Raw genomic sequence first — 16,195 nt, 5'->3', positions numbered from 1 at the left:
CTCAGGACGGCGGGTCGGGGACGTCCTCGGGCAGGAACTCCGTGGGGACGGACTGCCCGGCGTCGGCGGGGTCGTAGCGGGTGGCCATCCGGGCCTCCATGAGCTCCAGCAGACCGCGGACCGTGCGGGCGTTGCCGAATTCGGACGGGCTGAGCCGACGGGCCGCCTCCAGCCAGGCGGCGGCGCGCTCCGGCACCCCGGGGGCCAGTGTGCAGCGCTCGCTCGCGGCCATCCGGCGCAGGATCTCGACCAGGTCGTCGATGCCGTAGTGCGGGAACTCCACACGTGTGGTGAAGCGGGACGGCAGGCCGGAGTTGGCGGCCAGGAAGGCGTCGATCTCGCGGGGGTAGCCGGCCGCGATCACCACGAGGCGGCCTCGCCGGTTCTCCATCTCCTGGACCAGGGTGTCGATCGCCTCCTGGCCGAAACCCCCGTGCCGGGCGTCGCTCACCAGGCTGTACGCCTCGTCGATGAACAGCACCCCGTCCATCGCGTCCTGGACCGCCTGCCGTGTCTGCCGTGCGGTGTGCCCCAGATAGGCGCCGACCAGGGTGGCGCGGCCGGCCTCCACCACATGCCCCTTGCGCAGCAGGCCCAGATCGCGGAACATCGCCCCGGCCAGCCGGGCCACGGTGGTCTTGCCGGTCCCCGGCGGGCCGGTGAACAGCAGATGCGGCGGGGCGAAGCCGTCCTGGCCCCTGGCCTGGCGCAGCCGCAGCCGCCCGGCCAGGTTCGTCAGCACCTCGCGCACCGCTTCGAGCCCCACGTACGCGTCGAGTTCGGCCAGCAGCTCCGCGGGGTCCGGCGCGGGACGTCGCAGGAACTCGCGGTAGCTCGCGGGCACGTCATCGGGGGTGACCGGTTCCGCGACCCGGCCGCGCACCCGGCGGGCCCACCGCTTGAAGACGCTGTCGGCGAGGGTGCGCATGTCGCGGGCGTTGCCGAAGGAGTCGCCCCGGACGTGGTGCATGCCCGTGATGATCTCCCGCAGCCGGTCCGCCGTCTCGTCCGAGGGCCGGCCGCCCCGCTCCGTCAGCCGGCGCAGCGCGATGGTGTGCAGGGTGTCCGGCGGGTAGTCGGGGAAGCGCAGGATGTTGTCCTCGGCGAACCGGCTCGCCAGACCGGGGTTGGCGGCCAGGAACTCCGCCATCTTGTCCGGGTACCCGGCGACGATCACGACCAGCCGGGCGCGGTCGTTCTCCATGCGTGTGAGCAGCGTCTGGATGGCCTCGTCGCCGAACCCGTCGCTCTGGTCGCTCAGCCCGTACGCCTCATCGATGAAGAGCACTCCGTCCAGCGCGCCGTCGATCGTCGCGTCGGTCAGCCCCGCCGTCTGACCGACGTAACCGGCCACCAGGTCCCGCATCTTCGCCTCGACGACATGCCCCCGCTCCAGCAGCCCCAGATCGCGGTAGAGCTCCCCGGCCAGGCGCGCCACCGTGGTCTTCCCGGTGCCCGGGTTCCCGGTGAACACCAGGTGCAGGGAAGGCGGTTCGGCCTGCTCGACCCGGCCGTCGGCGCGCAGCACCGCCATCGTCTCGACCTCGGCCCGCAGCTGCTCGAAGTGGTCCCGGACCACGTCCAGTCCGGACATGGCCGCCAGCCTCTCCCACGGACCGCGGGCGTCGGCCGGGGCGACGGCCGCGCCCGCCTCGCGCACCACCGCCGCGCTGAACGCGGAGCCCGGCACGCCGGCCAGCTGCTCCAGCGTCGCCATCCAGTTGCGCGCCTTGCGGGGATGGGTCGCCATGGCCCGGACCATGGTGTCCAGCTCGCGCCAGTCCTCGATCCGCAGCCCCGTGCGCAGCCGCACGGCGTGGATCAGCCGCTCCGTCTCGGCCGCCTGCGGATAGTCGATCCTGGCGGTGCCGGGCCGTCCCGGCTGCCGTGCCTGCTGGCGCACGTACGTCTCCAGCAGCGGGTAGTCGTGGCACGTCTCCACGAACCGGGCCACGTCCTCCAGCGTCGTCCTCGAGAAGACCAGTACCCACAGATTGCCGTTGTCGTGCTGTGCGGCCCAGTTGGCCATGGCACCGGCCAGCGGCCGGGACGCCCGGTTGTAGCGCAGGTAGTTCTCGGCGTGCGGGACGACGACGGCCGTACGGATGTCACGCTGCTTCAGGCAGTCGACCAGCGTCATGACGGCGAACGGATCGGACAGCGCCGATGCCGGACGGGGTGGACCGGCGGTGTCCCGGCGCGGTCCGGCAGCGGCCTCGGCGGCGGGGCCGCGGCCGGGTGCACCGGTCACCCGGAGGTTGCCCATCGGGCCCCGCATGCCCGGGGTGCGCATGGTGCGCGGCCCGGGGGCCGGAAGCCGTTTCCGGGCCGGGGAGCTGCGGGACAGGTCGCGTGAGGCCGCGTCCCGGAAGTACAGCGGATGGTCCGTCGAGCTGAACACGATCCGCTCGTAACCGGCGGCCCGCAGCCGCCGCCACAGTACCTGCTCCAGGGTGCACACCTGGTAGGCGCTGTCGACGAAGACATCGCTCACCCCCGGCCCGTAGAAGATGGTGAACGGCTCACCGCTGCGCAGGTCGGCCCCGCCGAACCGTTCCACGACCGGCCCGGAGAAGGCGGACGGTCCTTCGGTCATGCGCCGCCCTCCGCCGGACGCCGCGGCTGTTCGCGGTGGCGCCCGATGTCGGGCAGTCCCGGGTCGGGCACCCCCGGTTCGGACACCGGCGCCGCCGGCACCGGATGGCCGTCGTCCTGGATCGCCCGGCTGACCATCTCGGCCCGGTCGTGGAGCTCGGCCTCGGCGGTGGTGTCGTGGTCGTACGACAGCACCCGCACCACGTGCTGTCCGGAGTCCCGGTCGGTCTGCGAGATGTCGAGCACGATCTCATTGCCGTTCGCGTGGCGGAGCTTGGCGTAGTAGGAGCCGCGCGGGTCCGAGTCCTCGTACTCGCCGTCGACGAATTCGTAGTACGCCATCCCGGACAGGGCCTGGGTCACCGCGTCCGCCAGGTTCACCCGGATCTGCGAGGACAGATGCCGCAGACACGCCTTCCCCACGGTGTCGCCGAGCGCCTTCTCCAGCCGCGGCGCCTCCTCCTCCCGCAGCCGGCGCAGCTCCGCCGTGCCGGTCCGGTCGTCGCGGGCGCCCGCCAGCCCCTGTTCGGTCTCCTGCCGCAGCCGGCCCACCTCGCCGTCCGACCAGTAGTCGACGTCCACCGTGTACCCGTCCAGCGGCTGCCCGTCAGGACCCACGACCGGCTGGATCCGGCTGCCCTCGATCTCGTTGGCCACCGTGACCAGGGCGTCGATCGCCGCGATCTGCGCCGTGCAGCGCTCCAGTTCCCGCTGCTCGGTCTCCGCCCGCAGCTCGCTGAGCGAGTGGTACGTCTCCTGCGCCATCGCCAGCGCCGCGTCGAACCTGCCCTGCGCCGCGTTCTGCTCCGCCGTCGTCAGCCGGCCCGTCAGCCGGTCGAGCTCACCGGGCGCGTACCGCTCGTGCAGCCCCGCATCGGTGATCGCCCCGGCCATCGCCCCGGCGTCGGACAGCCAGGCCGCAACCAGCTGCCCGGCCCGGGTCCGGTCCTCCTTCCACCAGTCGATCTCGGCGGACAGCCGGGCCGTCTCGGCCCTTCGCTCGGCGCGTTCGGCCGCGATCGCCCGCCGGGTCCGCTCCTGCTGCTCGGCCAGCCGCTGCCGGGTTTCCTGCCGGATCTGCCCGGCGGACGCGGCCAGCTCCCCGCGCAGCTGCGCGGCCTGCCGGCCGAGCTGTCGCGCGGTGTCGGCCTCCAGCCGCCGGGTCTGCTCGCTCAGCTCCCGGACCACCGACTCGTGCCGCTGCTGCCGCTGCTCGACCTCGGTGAACACCCGGTCCAGGTCGGCCGCGGTCTGCTCCCGCACCGCGTCGACGAGGCGGGGGACACTGCGCTTCACCTCCTTCAGCTGCTGCGCCTGGCGCTGGATGCGGTACCACTCCGACTCGTCGACCTGGATGCGCTTCCTACCGCTCATGGTGGGGTTCCCGTCCTTCGGATGCGTGGGGAGGTACCCGGCCGGCCATCCGGGTGCGAACGGCGTCGACCGCGTGGTCGAAGGCGCCGATCAGGCCGGGCGGAGGCACCCCGACGAGCAGTGCCTCCGGGCCGCTGACGGCGATCTCGGCGGCCCGGGGCCGGCCCTCGAAGTCGTAGCCGCCGTCCGCGTACCGTGCGGTGAGCAGATGGACGCGCTGGTTGGAGCTGCCACGCAGCCCCCGTCCGTCGTCCAGCGCGGCCACGTACGGACCGTCGATCAGTACGTCGGTCTCGTCGAGGAGCCGGTGCACGCCGGGGCCGGGCGGCCGGCTCCGCAGCCGCTCCAGGCGGTGGCCGGTGAAGCAGATCACCGACACGTCCCGGACCGCCTTCGCCGCCCTCGCCACCTCGGCCAGCCCGGCCGCCTGCGCCATCGGCTCGCCGCCGGAGAACGTCAGGCCCTCGACGCGCGGATCGGCCAGCAACTCCTCGGCCAGCTCCAGCGGTTCGGCGCTCCGGGCCGGCCGGAAGGGAATCCAGTCCGGCGCCATGCACCCGGCGCACGACAACGGGCAGCCCTGGACCCACAGCACGGACCGCACCCCCGGCCCCAGCACCTCGGTGCCGACCCGGGTCGCCGCCACGTTCAGCACGGTTCCGGTCACCGGGGCCACCCGGCGGCCGGAGCGGGGCCCGGGTCGGCGACATAGGTGAACGACATGCCGCCGACGACGACCCTGCCCCCCGGGGCGCAGGTGGCGACGGTCTCCCGGGCGGTGGAACCGTCCGGTGTGTACCGGATGCGCAGATCGGTCCGCGGACCATGCTCCGTGGACCGGCGCCTGCCCACGACCCGGCCGTGCCCGCCCACCGCGGGCGGCCCGAGCACCCCCCGCCGGCCCGCCAGCACCACACGGTCCGGCAGCTGCTCGCCGAACGCGGGCGCCACCAGCAGCACACCGTGCAGCAGCGGCCGGTTGATCCGCCGCCACCACAGCCACGCCCCGACCGCCACCAGCACCAGGGCCGCCGCCAGCGCGGGCAGCAGGACCACCGAACCGGCGGTCGCCCGCAGCGGCACCGCCTTCCGCTCGACGTGCACCGCGCGGGGTATGCCGAGACCGACGTCCGGGGCGAGCGGCCGCTCCCACGCCGAGCCGACCCGGCCGGTCAGCCGCAGCGTGGCATCGGCGTGTTCGGTACGCCGGTACGGCAGCGGGCCCCCCGCCAGCCGGCCGGTCAGCCGCACGTCGAAGGTGCGGGACTCACCCGGTTCCAGGGTCACCCGGCCGGGCAGTCCGGCGATCGCCACGGACGGACCGGTCAGCGAGGCCCGCAAACCGTCGACGGTCAGCGGCAGATGGCGGGTGGTGGACCGCAGGGTGAGCTTCGCGGTGGCCGAACCGCTGCTGAGATCGGTCCCACCGGTGTCCTGCCAGTCGGCGCGCACGCCCCGGTCCGCGTCCCCGGCGAGCAGCCCGGCGGCCTTGCGGGCCCGCGCGCGGTCACCGGCGCGCGCCAGGTACCCGCCGAGGTCCTGGATGCTCTGCGGCCGGAGCACCGAGGTGTCCTCGACGACCCTGCCCAGCAGATCGGCGCCGGTCGCCCCGCTGCTCAACGGGAGCGCGTATCCCGCGAGTTCGGTGCGGGCGGTGAGGGCCTGCGCCCGCTGGTGCAGCTGTGCCCAGGGCGCGCCCGAGGCGGTGGGGTAGCGGGAGCCGCGCGGCGGATGGTGCTCGCCGTCGGTGAGCAGCACGACCGAGGCCACCGGGGCGGCTCCGTCCCGCCCGAGCTCGGTCAGCGCGGCGTTCAGCGCGGCGCCGATGTCGGTGTCACCCGCCGGGTCGGGCCTGGACGGCAGCGACGCGACGATCCTCGCGGTGTCCCCGGCCGCGCCGATGTACCTGGGTTCCGGCCGGGAGTCGAACGTGAACAGCGCGACGTGGTCCTTGGGCGTGAGGCCGTCCAGGAACCGGCGCAGGGTCGAACGCACGGTGCTGTAGCGGCCGCCCTGCGCCATCGAACCGGAGGTGTCCACGAGGATCACATGGTCGCCCGGCGCCTGGTCCAGCGCGAGCGCCCGGTAGATCTCGGCGCGGGTCGGGTCCTGACCGCCCGGTGCCGCGCGCGCGGCCGTCACCGGCGCGGCCAGCAGCGCCGCCGTGAGCACGACGGCGCATCCGCGCCCGAACCGGAACGCCCACGACGGGCTGGTGTGCTTCACAGACGCACTCCCTTGGGATCGGTCCTGAGATCGGTCGGCAGTTCACCGAGCGGGAATTCCGCGGGCGCCCCCGCGTCCAGCGGACGCAGCACCAGCCGGGCCGTCCCGTCCACGGCGAGGCGGACACCCAGATGGAAACGGTCGTCCTCGGCGCCACCGGGCAGCGCCAGGGTGCGCACCGGCACGCTCACGGCACCCTCGGGATCGCGCACCCGCACCTCCACGGGCCGCCCGGCCGCGGCTCCCGCCGGCCCGGTCCGCACCCGCAGCCGCTCCCCGCCCGCCTCCGCGAAGACCGCCGCGCCGCCCGGCTCCAGGAGCCCGGCCCCGCAGACCAGCAGCTCCTGGTTCTCCGGCCGCCCCGCCACGGTCCGATGGGCGCCCACGCACACGGCGTACGGATAGCGGTCCGCCGGATCGGCCAGGCCGGCCGCGACGAGCGCGGCGCCGTACACCGCGGCGAGCGCGGGATCGGTGCCGGCGGGTAGCGGCACGAGGGGCCACCCGCCGCCCGTCAGATGCCGCAGCAGCGGCGCGAACCGGGCGGTGCCGCCCACCGCGACCAGCCCGCCGACCGCCGCCCGCGCGGCTTCTTCAGCTGGAGAGGCTTCCTCCGCGGGAGCTGGAGCGGGAGCGGGAGCGGCGCCGTCCAGCGCTTCGGCCGTCGCCAGGTCCAGTCCGGCCGCGAGCCGGCGCAGGGCCAGGCGGACCGTGCCAGCGGTGATGTTGCGCCCCGCCACGCGGTGGACGGCGGTGGCGTCGTAGCGGTCCGGGTTGCGTCCGGCGCTGTCGAGGGCCAGGTCCAGACGGAGCGCGGCGCCGTCCTCGGCCCGGAGCCCGGCCAGCACCCGGCGGCCCGCCTCGTCGCAGGGCAGGCCCGCCTCCGCCAGGAGAGCCGCCTCGAAACCGGCCCCGTACCCGTCCGCGGGCGCGTGCCGGGCGCACCCGGCGACCGCGACCGCACCGGCCGTCACCACGCACACCGACACCTCGGCCGCCGCCGCACCGAGGTCGCACACCACGTACCGGCCGGCCGTCGCCGTCCCCGCGTGCCGCAGCAGGGCCAGCACGGCGTGCGGGGTGCTCAGGACGCTCAGCGGCGGCGTCCGGCCGGTCCCGTGCAGACCGGCCGACGCGTCGGCCCCGTGGCCCGCAGGCCCGGACCGGTCCGGCCGCGGAGCGACGATCACCAACCGGTCCGGGACACCGTGCTGCCCGACGTACGCGGCGTAGGCCGCGCGCAGGGCGGCGTCACGCCCGCCGTCCTCCCCGGCCGGAACCGGCAGGCCCTCGCCGGGGACCGCCCCCGGCAACTCGACGAGCTCCGGCGCCCCGTGCGCGCCGACGCGGGCGATCCGGGCGTACCGGGAGCCGATGTCGATGGCGACGGCGCTCACGGACGCCCCCGGTTCTTGAACCGGCCGAGGAGCCCGCGGCGTTGGTCGTCCGCCTGGTACTGCTGGGCGACGGTCCGGTCGTCGGGGGGATCGGGGTACCCGGTGGCCGGCGGCTGAGGCTGCGGCGGAGGTGGCGGCGCGGCCGGAGCGGCGCCGGGGACGGGCCCGGCGGCCGGGTTCGGCGGCGGACGGTACGCGGGCCGCTGGGGCGGCCGGTCGTGGCCGGGGGCGGCGGCGCGCAGCGCCCCGAGGATCCGGCGGTGGCGGTTCTCCTCGTCGGCGCTGTACCGGACCAGCCGGTCGCGGACCTCCCGGTGGAACGGGCTGCTGCCCAGCGCCTCGTACACCGCGAACCCGAGACCGGGCAGCCGCTGGTCCAGCTCCGTCGTGAGGTCGAAGGCCCACCACGCCCCGAAGTCCCCGATGAGCGAGGCGATCTCGTCCAGCAGGGGGCCGGAGAACCGGCGGTCGGGGCAGGCGTCGGCGATGATGCGGCTGAACTCGCTCACCTCGGCGCGGCCGCGGGCGGCGACCCGCAGCCGCTGTACCGGCCGCAGCCATCCCAGGCCGCTGCGGTAGGCCAGGCTGTCGACCAGGTCCTCGGGGAGGTCGATACCGACCCAGCGGGAGTAGTCGGCCGAGGCGAGCCGCCGGGCCAGCCCGTCCCGCACGGTGGCCTCGGTGCTGGGCCGCCGGCGGATCCACCAGGACAGCACCGCCCAGGAGTTGCCGGGGTCCGGCTCGTCGCCGAGCAGCGCCTCGACCACCCGGTCCTTCAACGCGGGGTCGCCCTCGGTCCGTCGTGCGATCGCGGCGGCGTAGTCGTCGAGAACGGCGGGGTCGACGGAGAGCCGCCGCAGCCGGGACATCGACAGGGCGAGCCGGGAATCGGCGCCGTTCAGCCCGGCCAGCACCCGCAACAGGTCGGCGTCGGCAGCCGCTTCCGGCAGCAGGTCCGGCGCCCCGGGCGGCAGCAGGGCGTCCAGCAGCGCCAGTACGTCACGCTGCCCGCCACTGCAGACGGCCTGCCGCAGGACGTCCCACATCAGTCCGAACACGACCGGCCGGCCGTGCTGACGCGCGGTCTCCAGAGCGATCCGCCACGCGTCCTCGTGCGCCGAGGCGAACTCGGCGGCGTCGCCCGGAAAGACCTCGGCCGGACCGGTCTGCCCGGTCAGGACCCCGGCGAAGCGCAGCCAGCCCGGTCTGTGTTCGACGCGGACCTGCCCGGCTAGCGCCACCAGGCGGGACAGCGGCCTCAGGTCGCGGACCCGGTCCCCCAGCAGCACCCGCAGCCAGGCCGTCCCGGCCTCCCGCGAGTCGACCAGGATGCGGTCGACCGCCTCGGAGGTGTGCCCGAACTTGCTCTCCACCATGTACGCGAGCGACCCGACCCAGGCGGGGTCGTAGCTCTCGGTGGCCGCCAGAACGGTGAACAGCCGCTCGAACGAGCCCGGATGCGGCCCCTCAAGACCGCGCAGCAGCTCCAGGTACCCCCTGGCCAGCGTGAGCGTCTCCTTCGACGCCGCGTGCGAGACGACATCGGCGGCCAGCAGGTCCGGGACCCGCGGTGTCCAGTGCCGGGTCAGCACGGCCCGCGCGGCCGCGCCGTCCGGACGCCGGGCGCACCCGGCCAGGAAGGAGACGAGGATCCCGAGCCGTTGCTCGTCCAGTGACCCGGCCGCCTGCAGATCCAGCAGCCGCTGTACGTCGTCGACCCTGCCGCGCCCCCGCCGGATGTCGTTCAGCACGGAGTCCAGCAGGTCCAGTTCCTGGAGGACGCGTACCGCCGTGCCGGGCTCGCGCAGCGGAACGGCGACGGTGGCGGCGAGCAGATGGGCCACCACGTCGGTGGTCGACTCCCGTTTCGCCCGCACCCGCAGCAGCTCGGCGAGGTAGGTGCGGGCCGCCTCGCCCTGCGGGGCCGGCGGGCGGCCGGTGCGCAGCGCCACCTCCTGCTGCCCGGTCCGGGCGGCGGCGGCGAAGACCAGCCGCAGACCGTGCTCGGCCTTGCCGGTCCAGGTGGCGCCGCTCAGCCAGGCGCGGCAGCCGTACGGCAGCAGCGAGCAGATGGCGTCCAGCATCCGGACCCGCTCGGCGACGTCGGGGACTACGCCGCCGGGCGGCGGAGTGATCACCAGCTGGTGGCCGTCCAGCAGCAGAGCGGCCATCCCGGCGGCCCACTCGAAGCCCAGCCGGTCCACGGTGCCCGCCAGTTCGGTGGCGGGGGTGCGCACCGGGGTCACGGTGGCGGCCCGGGGAACGGAGTCGGACGCGGCCAGGGAGACGGCCCGGTCCAGCGCGGTCCAGGTGACCCCGGCACGGCTGGCCGCACTCCATTCGAGCAGCAGCAGCCGCCAGGTGTAACTGGGCCTGCCGGTACCGTCCTTGGAGCCGTCCCAGCCGGTGTCCACCACGGCGCAGACCGAACCGGTCTCCTTCTCCGCGCCGCTGAGGAACACCCGCCAGGGCAGGCCGCTGGCCGGTTCGCGCGCGTCCGGGGTCCCGGTGGTGGCGCTCCACAGATAGCGCTGGGCGCGGGTGCTCGGCAGGCTGCCGGCCAGCACCTCGTACCCCATGCTCTGGCCCGGGTGCTTGCCCAGGACCGCCCACTCGGCGGGCAGCCCCGCGGCGCCGGACCGGTCGCTCACCATGGCCGCCGCCTGCGCGCGGCCGTCCGGATCCGGCTCTCCAGCTCGGTCAGCGGTTCCAGGACGTTGATGGGTACGGGGGAGGTGCGGATCCGGGGGACACGGTCGACGGTCTCCACATTGAGGTAATTGCGGTAGTCGAAGATGTGCTGGGGGTTGAGCCGGAAGCCGATCGCGGAGGAGACGTAGTACGAGATGCGCTGCGGGTGGAAGAAGTTCAGCAGCCCGTCCCGTACGAGCCGGGCGTTGGAGCCCCGGAATTCGTCGCACAGCCACTGGAAGTAGTGGGCGGCCTGCTCGGCGGGCACCCGGGGCAGCCGGGAACCCACGGAGTCCTGCGTCACCCAGCCGGCCTCCACCGCCGGGCGGAACACCTTGGGGTCGTCGAACTTGGTGACGCAGACGGAGACATGGTGCGGCAGCCGGTTGCGGTGGAGCCGGCCCGCGTTGCGGACCCGGGTGTTGAGCTCGTTGAGCATCGAGTAGAGGAAGTCGAAGCTGTTGGTCGACTGCTCGCCGTCGAGCAGCGGGTCGAAGAGGTAGATCAGCCCCTGGGAACGGGTCAGCTGGTCGAGGACCCGGGGGCGCAGGGCGTGCTCGACGTCCCTCCCGTACACCTCGCCCGCCACGTCCTGGACCTCCAGTACGAAGCCCACGTCGCGGCGCTTGCGGAACGAGGCGTTCGCCGTCTCCTCGCCCTGGAAGGACCAGGACAGCGACCGCACGCCCACGGTGGCCTCGGGGAAGACCCGGTCGCTCGCCAGCTGGATCACACCGGAGGTGAGGAATTCGTTGGACTCCGGATTCATCCCGCTGATCACCCAGTTGGGGCGGCCCTGGCGCTGCTGCTGCATCGCGGCGATGGGCATCGCGGCCAGGTAGGACGTCTTGCCCGAGCGCGGAGCGCCCCACAGCGCGATGCGGATCCGGTCGTTGCCGGCGGCCGCCATGCCGCCGGGGGGCCTCGGGACCTCCTCCGGTTCCAGGGAGCCGTCGAATCCGGAGTACGAGGGCTGCGAGGCGGGGTGGTCGGGGTAGTACTCGGTCCCCGTCTCCTCCGGGCGGGCGGCGGACCGCGGGGCGGGGTCGGGCCAGTGCAGGGTGGTGTCCTCCGGGAAGGAGCGGGGCGGCTGCGGATCCTCCGGTGCGGAGGGGTCGCCCGGGTCCTGCGGGTCCTCGTTGGGGTCGTAGTACGGAACGGACATGGTGTTTCTCCTCGTACCGGAACGGCGGATCACAGCAGGGGAGTGGCCAGGGCCAGGCGGCAGGGCGGGCCGTCCCACCGCCATGCGGGGGCGAGGGCGTCGGCCACGGAGGCCGCGCTGTCCTTGCCCCGGAGGAAGGGACGGCCGGCGGAGAGCGTGTCCCACGCGGCGGCGGTGTAACGCTGCACGGGACTCGCGGGGCCGTCCACGTGCGGCTGGGCGCGGTCCAGCCGGGCCATGACCCGGACCCCCCGCGCCCGCAGGCTGTTCAGCTCGGTCCGCCAGTCGGCGCCGAGCGGACAGGACGGCACCACGTCGTGCTGCTCGGGCAGTCCGGGCGGGCGGCGGCCGACGATCAGCACGGCCCGCTCGGCGCGGGGGTGCGGGGCGTTGTCCGTACCGGCCATGGTGAGCCGGACCTTTCGGAGCGCGTCCTCCAGCGAGGAGGCGGTGTCCTGTTCACGCCGCGCGGGCCGCCAGCCGGCCAGGGCGGACCGGGCGGCCGTCGCGGGGCCGGGCGGGACCGTCAGCAGCAGCACGGAGCGCGGGGTGTAGCTGTTCTCGTGGACGACGTGGTCGTAGTGGCCCACGACGCCTACGCGCAGGCTCCGGCCGGAGCCGGGGCGGCGGGCCAGGGCCGCGATGAATTCCTGGGCGAACGCCAGCCGTTCTGCGGTCTCCGCCGGTTCGGCACCGCTCATCTCCACGGTGAGGACGACTTCCAGGGCGGGGGGCCGGATGATGCCGCGGGGAAGGCGGCCGACCAGCGCGGAGACATCCGCCGGGGGGCAGCCGGCGGCGCTGTCCGTCGCCCCGCCGTCCGGCCGCCCGGCCGCCGGCCGGCTCGGCGCCCCGGTGCCGGGCGCCCCCGTCTCCGGCCCGGCCAGCGTCACTTCCCCCGGGCCGCGCAGCACGAACGCCAGCCGCGCCGGGGCGAACGCGGTGAGCGCGGTCTGCCGGGCGGACAGCACCACCGTCCCCGAGCCGTCCCGGCCCGCGGCGGCCAGTACGGGCAGTACCACCGGCACCCGGTCGGCGGGCCCGCCGAACACGGTGATCTCCGCGGTCGCCGTCTCCCCGGGCCGGAGCCGGGAACCGGCGGGAAAGAGCACATGGGCGTGTGTGCGAACCGCGCCGGTCCCCTGGTCGACCCGGGCGAGCAACAGCGTGTGGTCGGCCCGCAGCGGCGCGGTGCGCAGCGCCTCGCGCACCGCGTCCCGGGTGTCCGTGGTGTCCGTCCCGGGTGCGCCGTCCGGTACGGCGGGCGCCGGGCCGAGCTCGGCCCTCGGCGGATACGCGGCGCGGAGCAGGGCCACCGCCCGGTCCAGCAGGGCCCAGCCGGAGCGGCGGTTCACCAGCACGATCGAGCGGGCGTACGGGGGCGGGACGAATTCCCGGAGCCACCGCGTCACCGCCGTGTCGAAATCCCGGCGGCCGGGTACCGGGAGCGTGCCGATTCCACCCGCGAGCTGGAATCGGAGAAATTCCGGACGGCGGTCGAGCGACGGAACGGCCGAGGCCCACTTCGTGGTCCCGGCGTCGTTCTGCCGGGGTATTCCGTACGCGTCCGTGACGGCCTTGATCACGTTTATGCGATCGGGAGTGAATTCGACGAACAACAACGCGTCGACGCGGCCGTCGATCAGGTCGGCGAGGGCCTGCCGGCCCTGCGCGGAGTCATGCGCCGGGAGTTTTCCCGGGTAAAGGGGCCACTGCCGCCGAGTCCGCTCCCCGGGCTCCGCCGGACCGCCCCGCAGCAGCGACGCGGGCCTCGCCGGGCCGTCGTCGTCGGCGAAGGCCAGTTCCGCCGCCCGTACGTCCCAGGCGTGCTCCGCCGCCCGCAACGCGGCGGTGGCGGACTCCTCTTCCTCCTCGGTCATTTCCCCCAGGACCGGATCCCCGTACATCCGCCATCCGCAGAGCACACAGAGAGCCGCGCCCTCGTCAGGTGTTCCGCAGACCGGACATCCTCGTTCGATCCTTCCGGTCAATGACCCCTACCCCCTGATCGCACGGTCGGCCGACCCAGTGAGGACCTGGTCGCGCGCTGATCGCCGTTCGGAACAGTTGCCGGTCCGGCCCGGTTCGGCCCGGTCCGGTTCGCTCCGGTCCTGTCTGCACGCATCCCCTTGCACAGGGACGCCGACTCGAATAGCGCGGTTCCGGAGGCTTCATGCTGGCATAGGGCGAGCGGAATCCGTGAGGGTTTGGATGCGAAGAGTCGGTAGAACTATTTCCGGGTTCGAAACGGCTTGAAATAGGCGAGCAATATATTCTCATCCCCGCGAAATGTTTCATTGATCAAAAGTGTCGCCTTGGCCCCATTTGACCGGGTTGGATGCGGCATCGAATGGGGCGGAACAAGAGCGGGGCAGCCGGTCGAGGGGCCTGTGGCCTGCTCTTCGACGGGACTTCGGACGCCTGGGCGGCTGTGCGAAACTCGACCGTGCGCCGCGCCGCACCGGCCGGGCCGTCGGCTCCCCGTCAGCCGGGTTCCGGTCAATCGGATGCGGCGGGCCGCTGCGGGGCGACCCCGGCCATGATCCGCCGGACAGGCCCGAGCCTGTCACCTCGAAGGGAAGCTCTCCGGATGCGCATCGGGATCGTCGGCACCGACAACAGCCATGTCGACCAGATCGTCCGCCACCTCAACGTCGAGAAGGCCGGCGGCGACGCGCGCGTCGTGGCGCTCAGCGGTGGGCGCGGCCGGCGCAACGTCACGCTGGCGGGCACCGGAGGGATACCGGCGATCGTCGACGAGCCGACCGGCCTGCTCGGGCTGGTCGACGCCGTCGTCGTCGCGGACCGGGACGGCGCGAACCACCGGGACCAGGCGGTCCCCTTCCTGGCCCAGGGCCTTCCGGTCTTCGTCGACAAGCCCCTCAGCCGCACCGTCGCGGACGCCCGGATCATGATCGGCGCCGCACGCGCCCACGGCGCGCCGCTCACCTCGTCCTCGGCGCTCCGCTGGATCCCGGACACCGAGGCGCTGGTGGCCCGGTCCGCGCCGGGAGGCCGGCCGGAGCTGGTCGTGGTGTCCGGGCCCGCCGACCCCGCCGGCGACCACGGCGGGATCTTCTTCTACGGCATCCACGCGGTGGACATCGCCCTGCGGCTCGCCCCCGGCGAGATCTCCGGCGTACGGACCGACATCACCGGCACCACCGTCGTCGCATCGTTCACCGCCGGTGACACCCGCGTCGTCGTGAACCTCGTCAAGCCCGGCAGTGCGGATCAGATCCCCTTCCACGCAATGACGTTCACCCGGCAGAGCATGGTCCAGCAGACCCTGACCCCGGGCGCGGACTACTGCCTGCCCGGCCTCGAAGTGTTCCTGGAGATGGCGCGCACCGGCACGCCGCCGATCGGCTACGGGGACCTGCTGCGCCCCATCGAGGTGCTGGAGCCGGTCGCCACCGCCGTGCGCGAGGTGTCCGGCACTGCCCTGCGAGAGGCGTCCGACACCGCCCGCTGAGTCGCGCGCACCATGCCGCCCGGCCCCGGGGTGGGGTGCGCCGTGATGCCCGTCGGGTTGCCGACAGGCGAAGGGAATCGGTCCGACAGGCGTATCCCGTAAGGCGGTTGGCCTCCGGGGATCACCGTACGCGCGCGTCGGTTGGCCAGGAGTGATACCGGTGTGCCCTGGGTCACAAGATCCTTGACAGTCGCCTGACGGGTACCGAAAGCTCGTCCATCATTGGTCTGGACCAAAATGGATGGGCGGGGTTCATGTTCGAGCTGTCGCGCGCTTCTGCCGTGGAGGACTGATGGACCGGCAGCTGTCCGACGTACGGCTGGCGTTGTGCGAGCTGTGGCAGGCGTTCGGCGCCGCCGCGCTGCTGGCCCGGTTCGGCCCCGACGTCCCCTGGCCGCACTCCTCCTGGGCCCGTGAGGCGCACGATGTGCTGACGCCGCGGCTGAGGTCGGTGGTCGCCCTGGCCCGGACGCGCGGGCGCATTCCCTCGTTCCTGACCGGGGGCGTCATCGCCCGGAAGGGGAGTGTCGCGGACGAGCTGGACGGCCTGGCGCGCACCCCGGCCGGTCTGGTCCGCGACGAGCTCGCCCGCGAGTATCCGCAGGCGTTCGCGGACCCGTTGATAGCCGCCATGATCCGTGAACCGGAAGCCCAACTCCGTTATTTATCCTTAGAGTTGGCAAACTTCTGGCGATCCGCGATCGAGCCGCGCGGGGCCGGTCTCGCGCGCTCGCTGGAGGAGGAGATCCTCTTCCGCTCGCGAACCCTGGCGATGGGCGGGGGAGCGGCACTCCTCCGCGAGCTCGGGCTCCCGGTCGAGCGCACGGACGGTGCGGAACGGGTGACCGCCGTGCCGATGCTCTACGCGGACGGCACCCACTGGTGGTCGGTCGCCGGCGGGCGGACCGTGGTCGCCTTTGCCGCGCGGGGAGCGGGGCTCCTGCACACCGATCCGGAGCGGGGCGGCGCCGCGCAGCCCTCGCGCGAGGACCGGCTGGCGATCCTGCTGGGCCGGGGGCGCGCGTCCGTGGTCCGTGAACTGGCCGTGCCGATCACCACCTCCGCGCTCGCGGACCATCTGGGACTGGCCGCGAGCACGGTCTCGCAGCACCTCTCGGCCCTCGTCTCCGCAGGTGTGGTGCAACGCCACCGGGCCGGCACCCGAGTCCTGTACGAGCTGAACCGTTCGGGTGTGACGCTGACGCAGTGCCTGATGAATCAGTGAGACCGACGGCGCCGTCGAGCAGATGTGACTGATAGTCAATTCGCTTT

10 protein-coding genes are annotated in these 16,195 nt (G+C 74.0%); 2 read left to right on the top strand and 8 right to left on the bottom strand.

All coding sequences use genetic code 11. The features are described from left to right. Position 1: 1 nt before the first annotated feature. The 8 genes from OG842_RS09400 to OG842_RS09365 are packed head-to-tail and all read right to left on the bottom strand — an operon-like array spanning position 2 to position 13,328. A complete protein-coding gene (locus OG842_RS09400; protein ID WP_266729192.1) occupies positions 2–2,596 on the bottom strand; it encodes an AAA family ATPase in 2,595 nt (864 codons plus the stop codon). Further along, positions 2,593–3,969 (bottom strand): hypothetical protein, encoded by a 1,377-nt coding sequence (locus OG842_RS09395; RefSeq protein WP_266729191.1) that lies wholly within the window; start codon positions 3,967–3,969, stop codon positions 2,593–2,595. Before OG842_RS09395 ends, OG842_RS09400 begins: the two co-directional genes overlap by 4 nt. Further along, positions 3,959–4,636: a 4Fe-4S single cluster domain-containing protein gene (locus tag OG842_RS09390; RefSeq protein ID WP_266729190.1), complete on the bottom strand. Its 678-nt coding sequence runs from the start codon at positions 4,634–4,636 to the stop codon at positions 3,959–3,961. The genes OG842_RS09395 and OG842_RS09390 overlap by 11 nt, the downstream gene beginning before the upstream one ends. Continuing rightward, positions 4,633–6,195 (bottom strand): vWA domain-containing protein, encoded by a 1,563-nt coding sequence (locus tag OG842_RS09385; RefSeq protein WP_266729189.1) that lies wholly within the window; start codon positions 6,193–6,195, stop codon positions 4,633–4,635. The genes OG842_RS09390 and OG842_RS09385 overlap by 4 nt, the downstream gene beginning before the upstream one ends. Then, entirely contained in the window at positions 6,192–7,592 is a 1,401-nt protein-coding gene (locus OG842_RS09380; protein WP_266729188.1) for a hypothetical protein, read from the bottom strand. Before OG842_RS09380 ends, OG842_RS09385 begins: the two co-directional genes overlap by 4 nt. Further along, positions 7,589–10,246 carry a hypothetical protein gene (locus tag OG842_RS09375; protein WP_266729187.1) on the bottom strand — a complete coding sequence of 886 codons (2,658 nt, stop codon included), beginning with the start codon at positions 10,244–10,246 and terminating at the stop codon, positions 7,589–7,591. The genes OG842_RS09380 and OG842_RS09375 overlap by 4 nt, the downstream gene beginning before the upstream one ends. Further along, positions 10,240–11,448: a hypothetical protein gene (locus OG842_RS09370; protein ID WP_266729186.1), complete on the bottom strand. Its 1,209-nt coding sequence runs from the start codon at positions 11,446–11,448 to the stop codon at positions 10,240–10,242. The genes OG842_RS09375 and OG842_RS09370 overlap by 7 nt, the downstream gene beginning before the upstream one ends. 29 nt (positions 11,449–11,477) lie before the next feature. After that, positions 11,478–13,328, bottom strand: a complete 1,851-nt coding sequence (locus OG842_RS09365; RefSeq protein WP_266729185.1) for a hypothetical protein — start codon at positions 13,326–13,328, stop codon at positions 11,478–11,480. Between the two features lie 710 nt (positions 13,329–14,038). Here OG842_RS09365 and OG842_RS09360 point away from each other — a divergent pair. Together OG842_RS09360 and OG842_RS09355 are read left to right on the top strand one after the other, a co-directional pair. Next, positions 14,039–14,923, top strand: a complete 885-nt coding sequence (locus OG842_RS09360) for a Gfo/Idh/MocA family protein (RefSeq protein ID WP_266729184.1) — start codon at positions 14,039–14,041, stop codon at positions 14,921–14,923. A gap of 292 nt (positions 14,924–15,215) precedes the next feature. Continuing rightward, on the top strand, positions 15,216–16,148 hold the full coding sequence (locus tag OG842_RS09355) for an ArsR/SmtB family transcription factor (protein WP_266729183.1): 933 nt from the start codon (positions 15,216–15,218) through the stop codon (positions 16,146–16,148). Positions 16,149–16,195: the final 47 nt, after the last annotated feature.

It is taken from the genome of Streptomyces sp. NBC_00376 (assembly GCF_036077095.1).
Lineage (GTDB): Bacteria > Actinomycetota > Actinomycetes > Streptomycetales > Streptomycetaceae > Streptomyces.
This window is presented reverse-complemented; position numbering and strand designations above follow the sequence as displayed.

Excerpts from the sequence above, each read along its gene's own strand:
- OG842_RS09400 (WP_266729192.1), bottom strand. The coding sequence starts at position 2,596 with ATGACCGAAGGACCGTCCGCCTTCTCCGGGCCGGTCGTGGAACGGTTC.
- OG842_RS09395 (WP_266729191.1), bottom strand. The coding sequence starts at position 3,969 with ATGAGCGGTAGGAAGCGCATCCAGGTCGACGAGTCGGAGTGGTACCGC.
- OG842_RS09375 (WP_266729187.1), bottom strand. The coding sequence starts at position 10,246 with ATGGTGAGCGACCGGTCCGGCGCCGCGGGGCTGCCCGCCGAGTGGGCG.
- OG842_RS09370 (WP_266729186.1), bottom strand. The coding sequence starts at position 11,448 with ATGTCCGTTCCGTACTACGACCCCAACGAGGACCCGCAGGACCCGGGC.
- OG842_RS09365 (WP_266729185.1), bottom strand. The coding sequence starts at position 13,328 with ATGACCGAGGAGGAAGAGGAGTCCGCCACCGCCGCGTTGCGGGCGGCG.
- OG842_RS09360 (WP_266729184.1), top strand. The coding sequence starts at position 14,039 with ATGCGCATCGGGATCGTCGGCACCGACAACAGCCATGTCGACCAGATC.
- OG842_RS09355 (WP_266729183.1), top strand. The coding sequence starts at position 15,216 with ATGGACCGGCAGCTGTCCGACGTACGGCTGGCGTTGTGCGAGCTGTGG.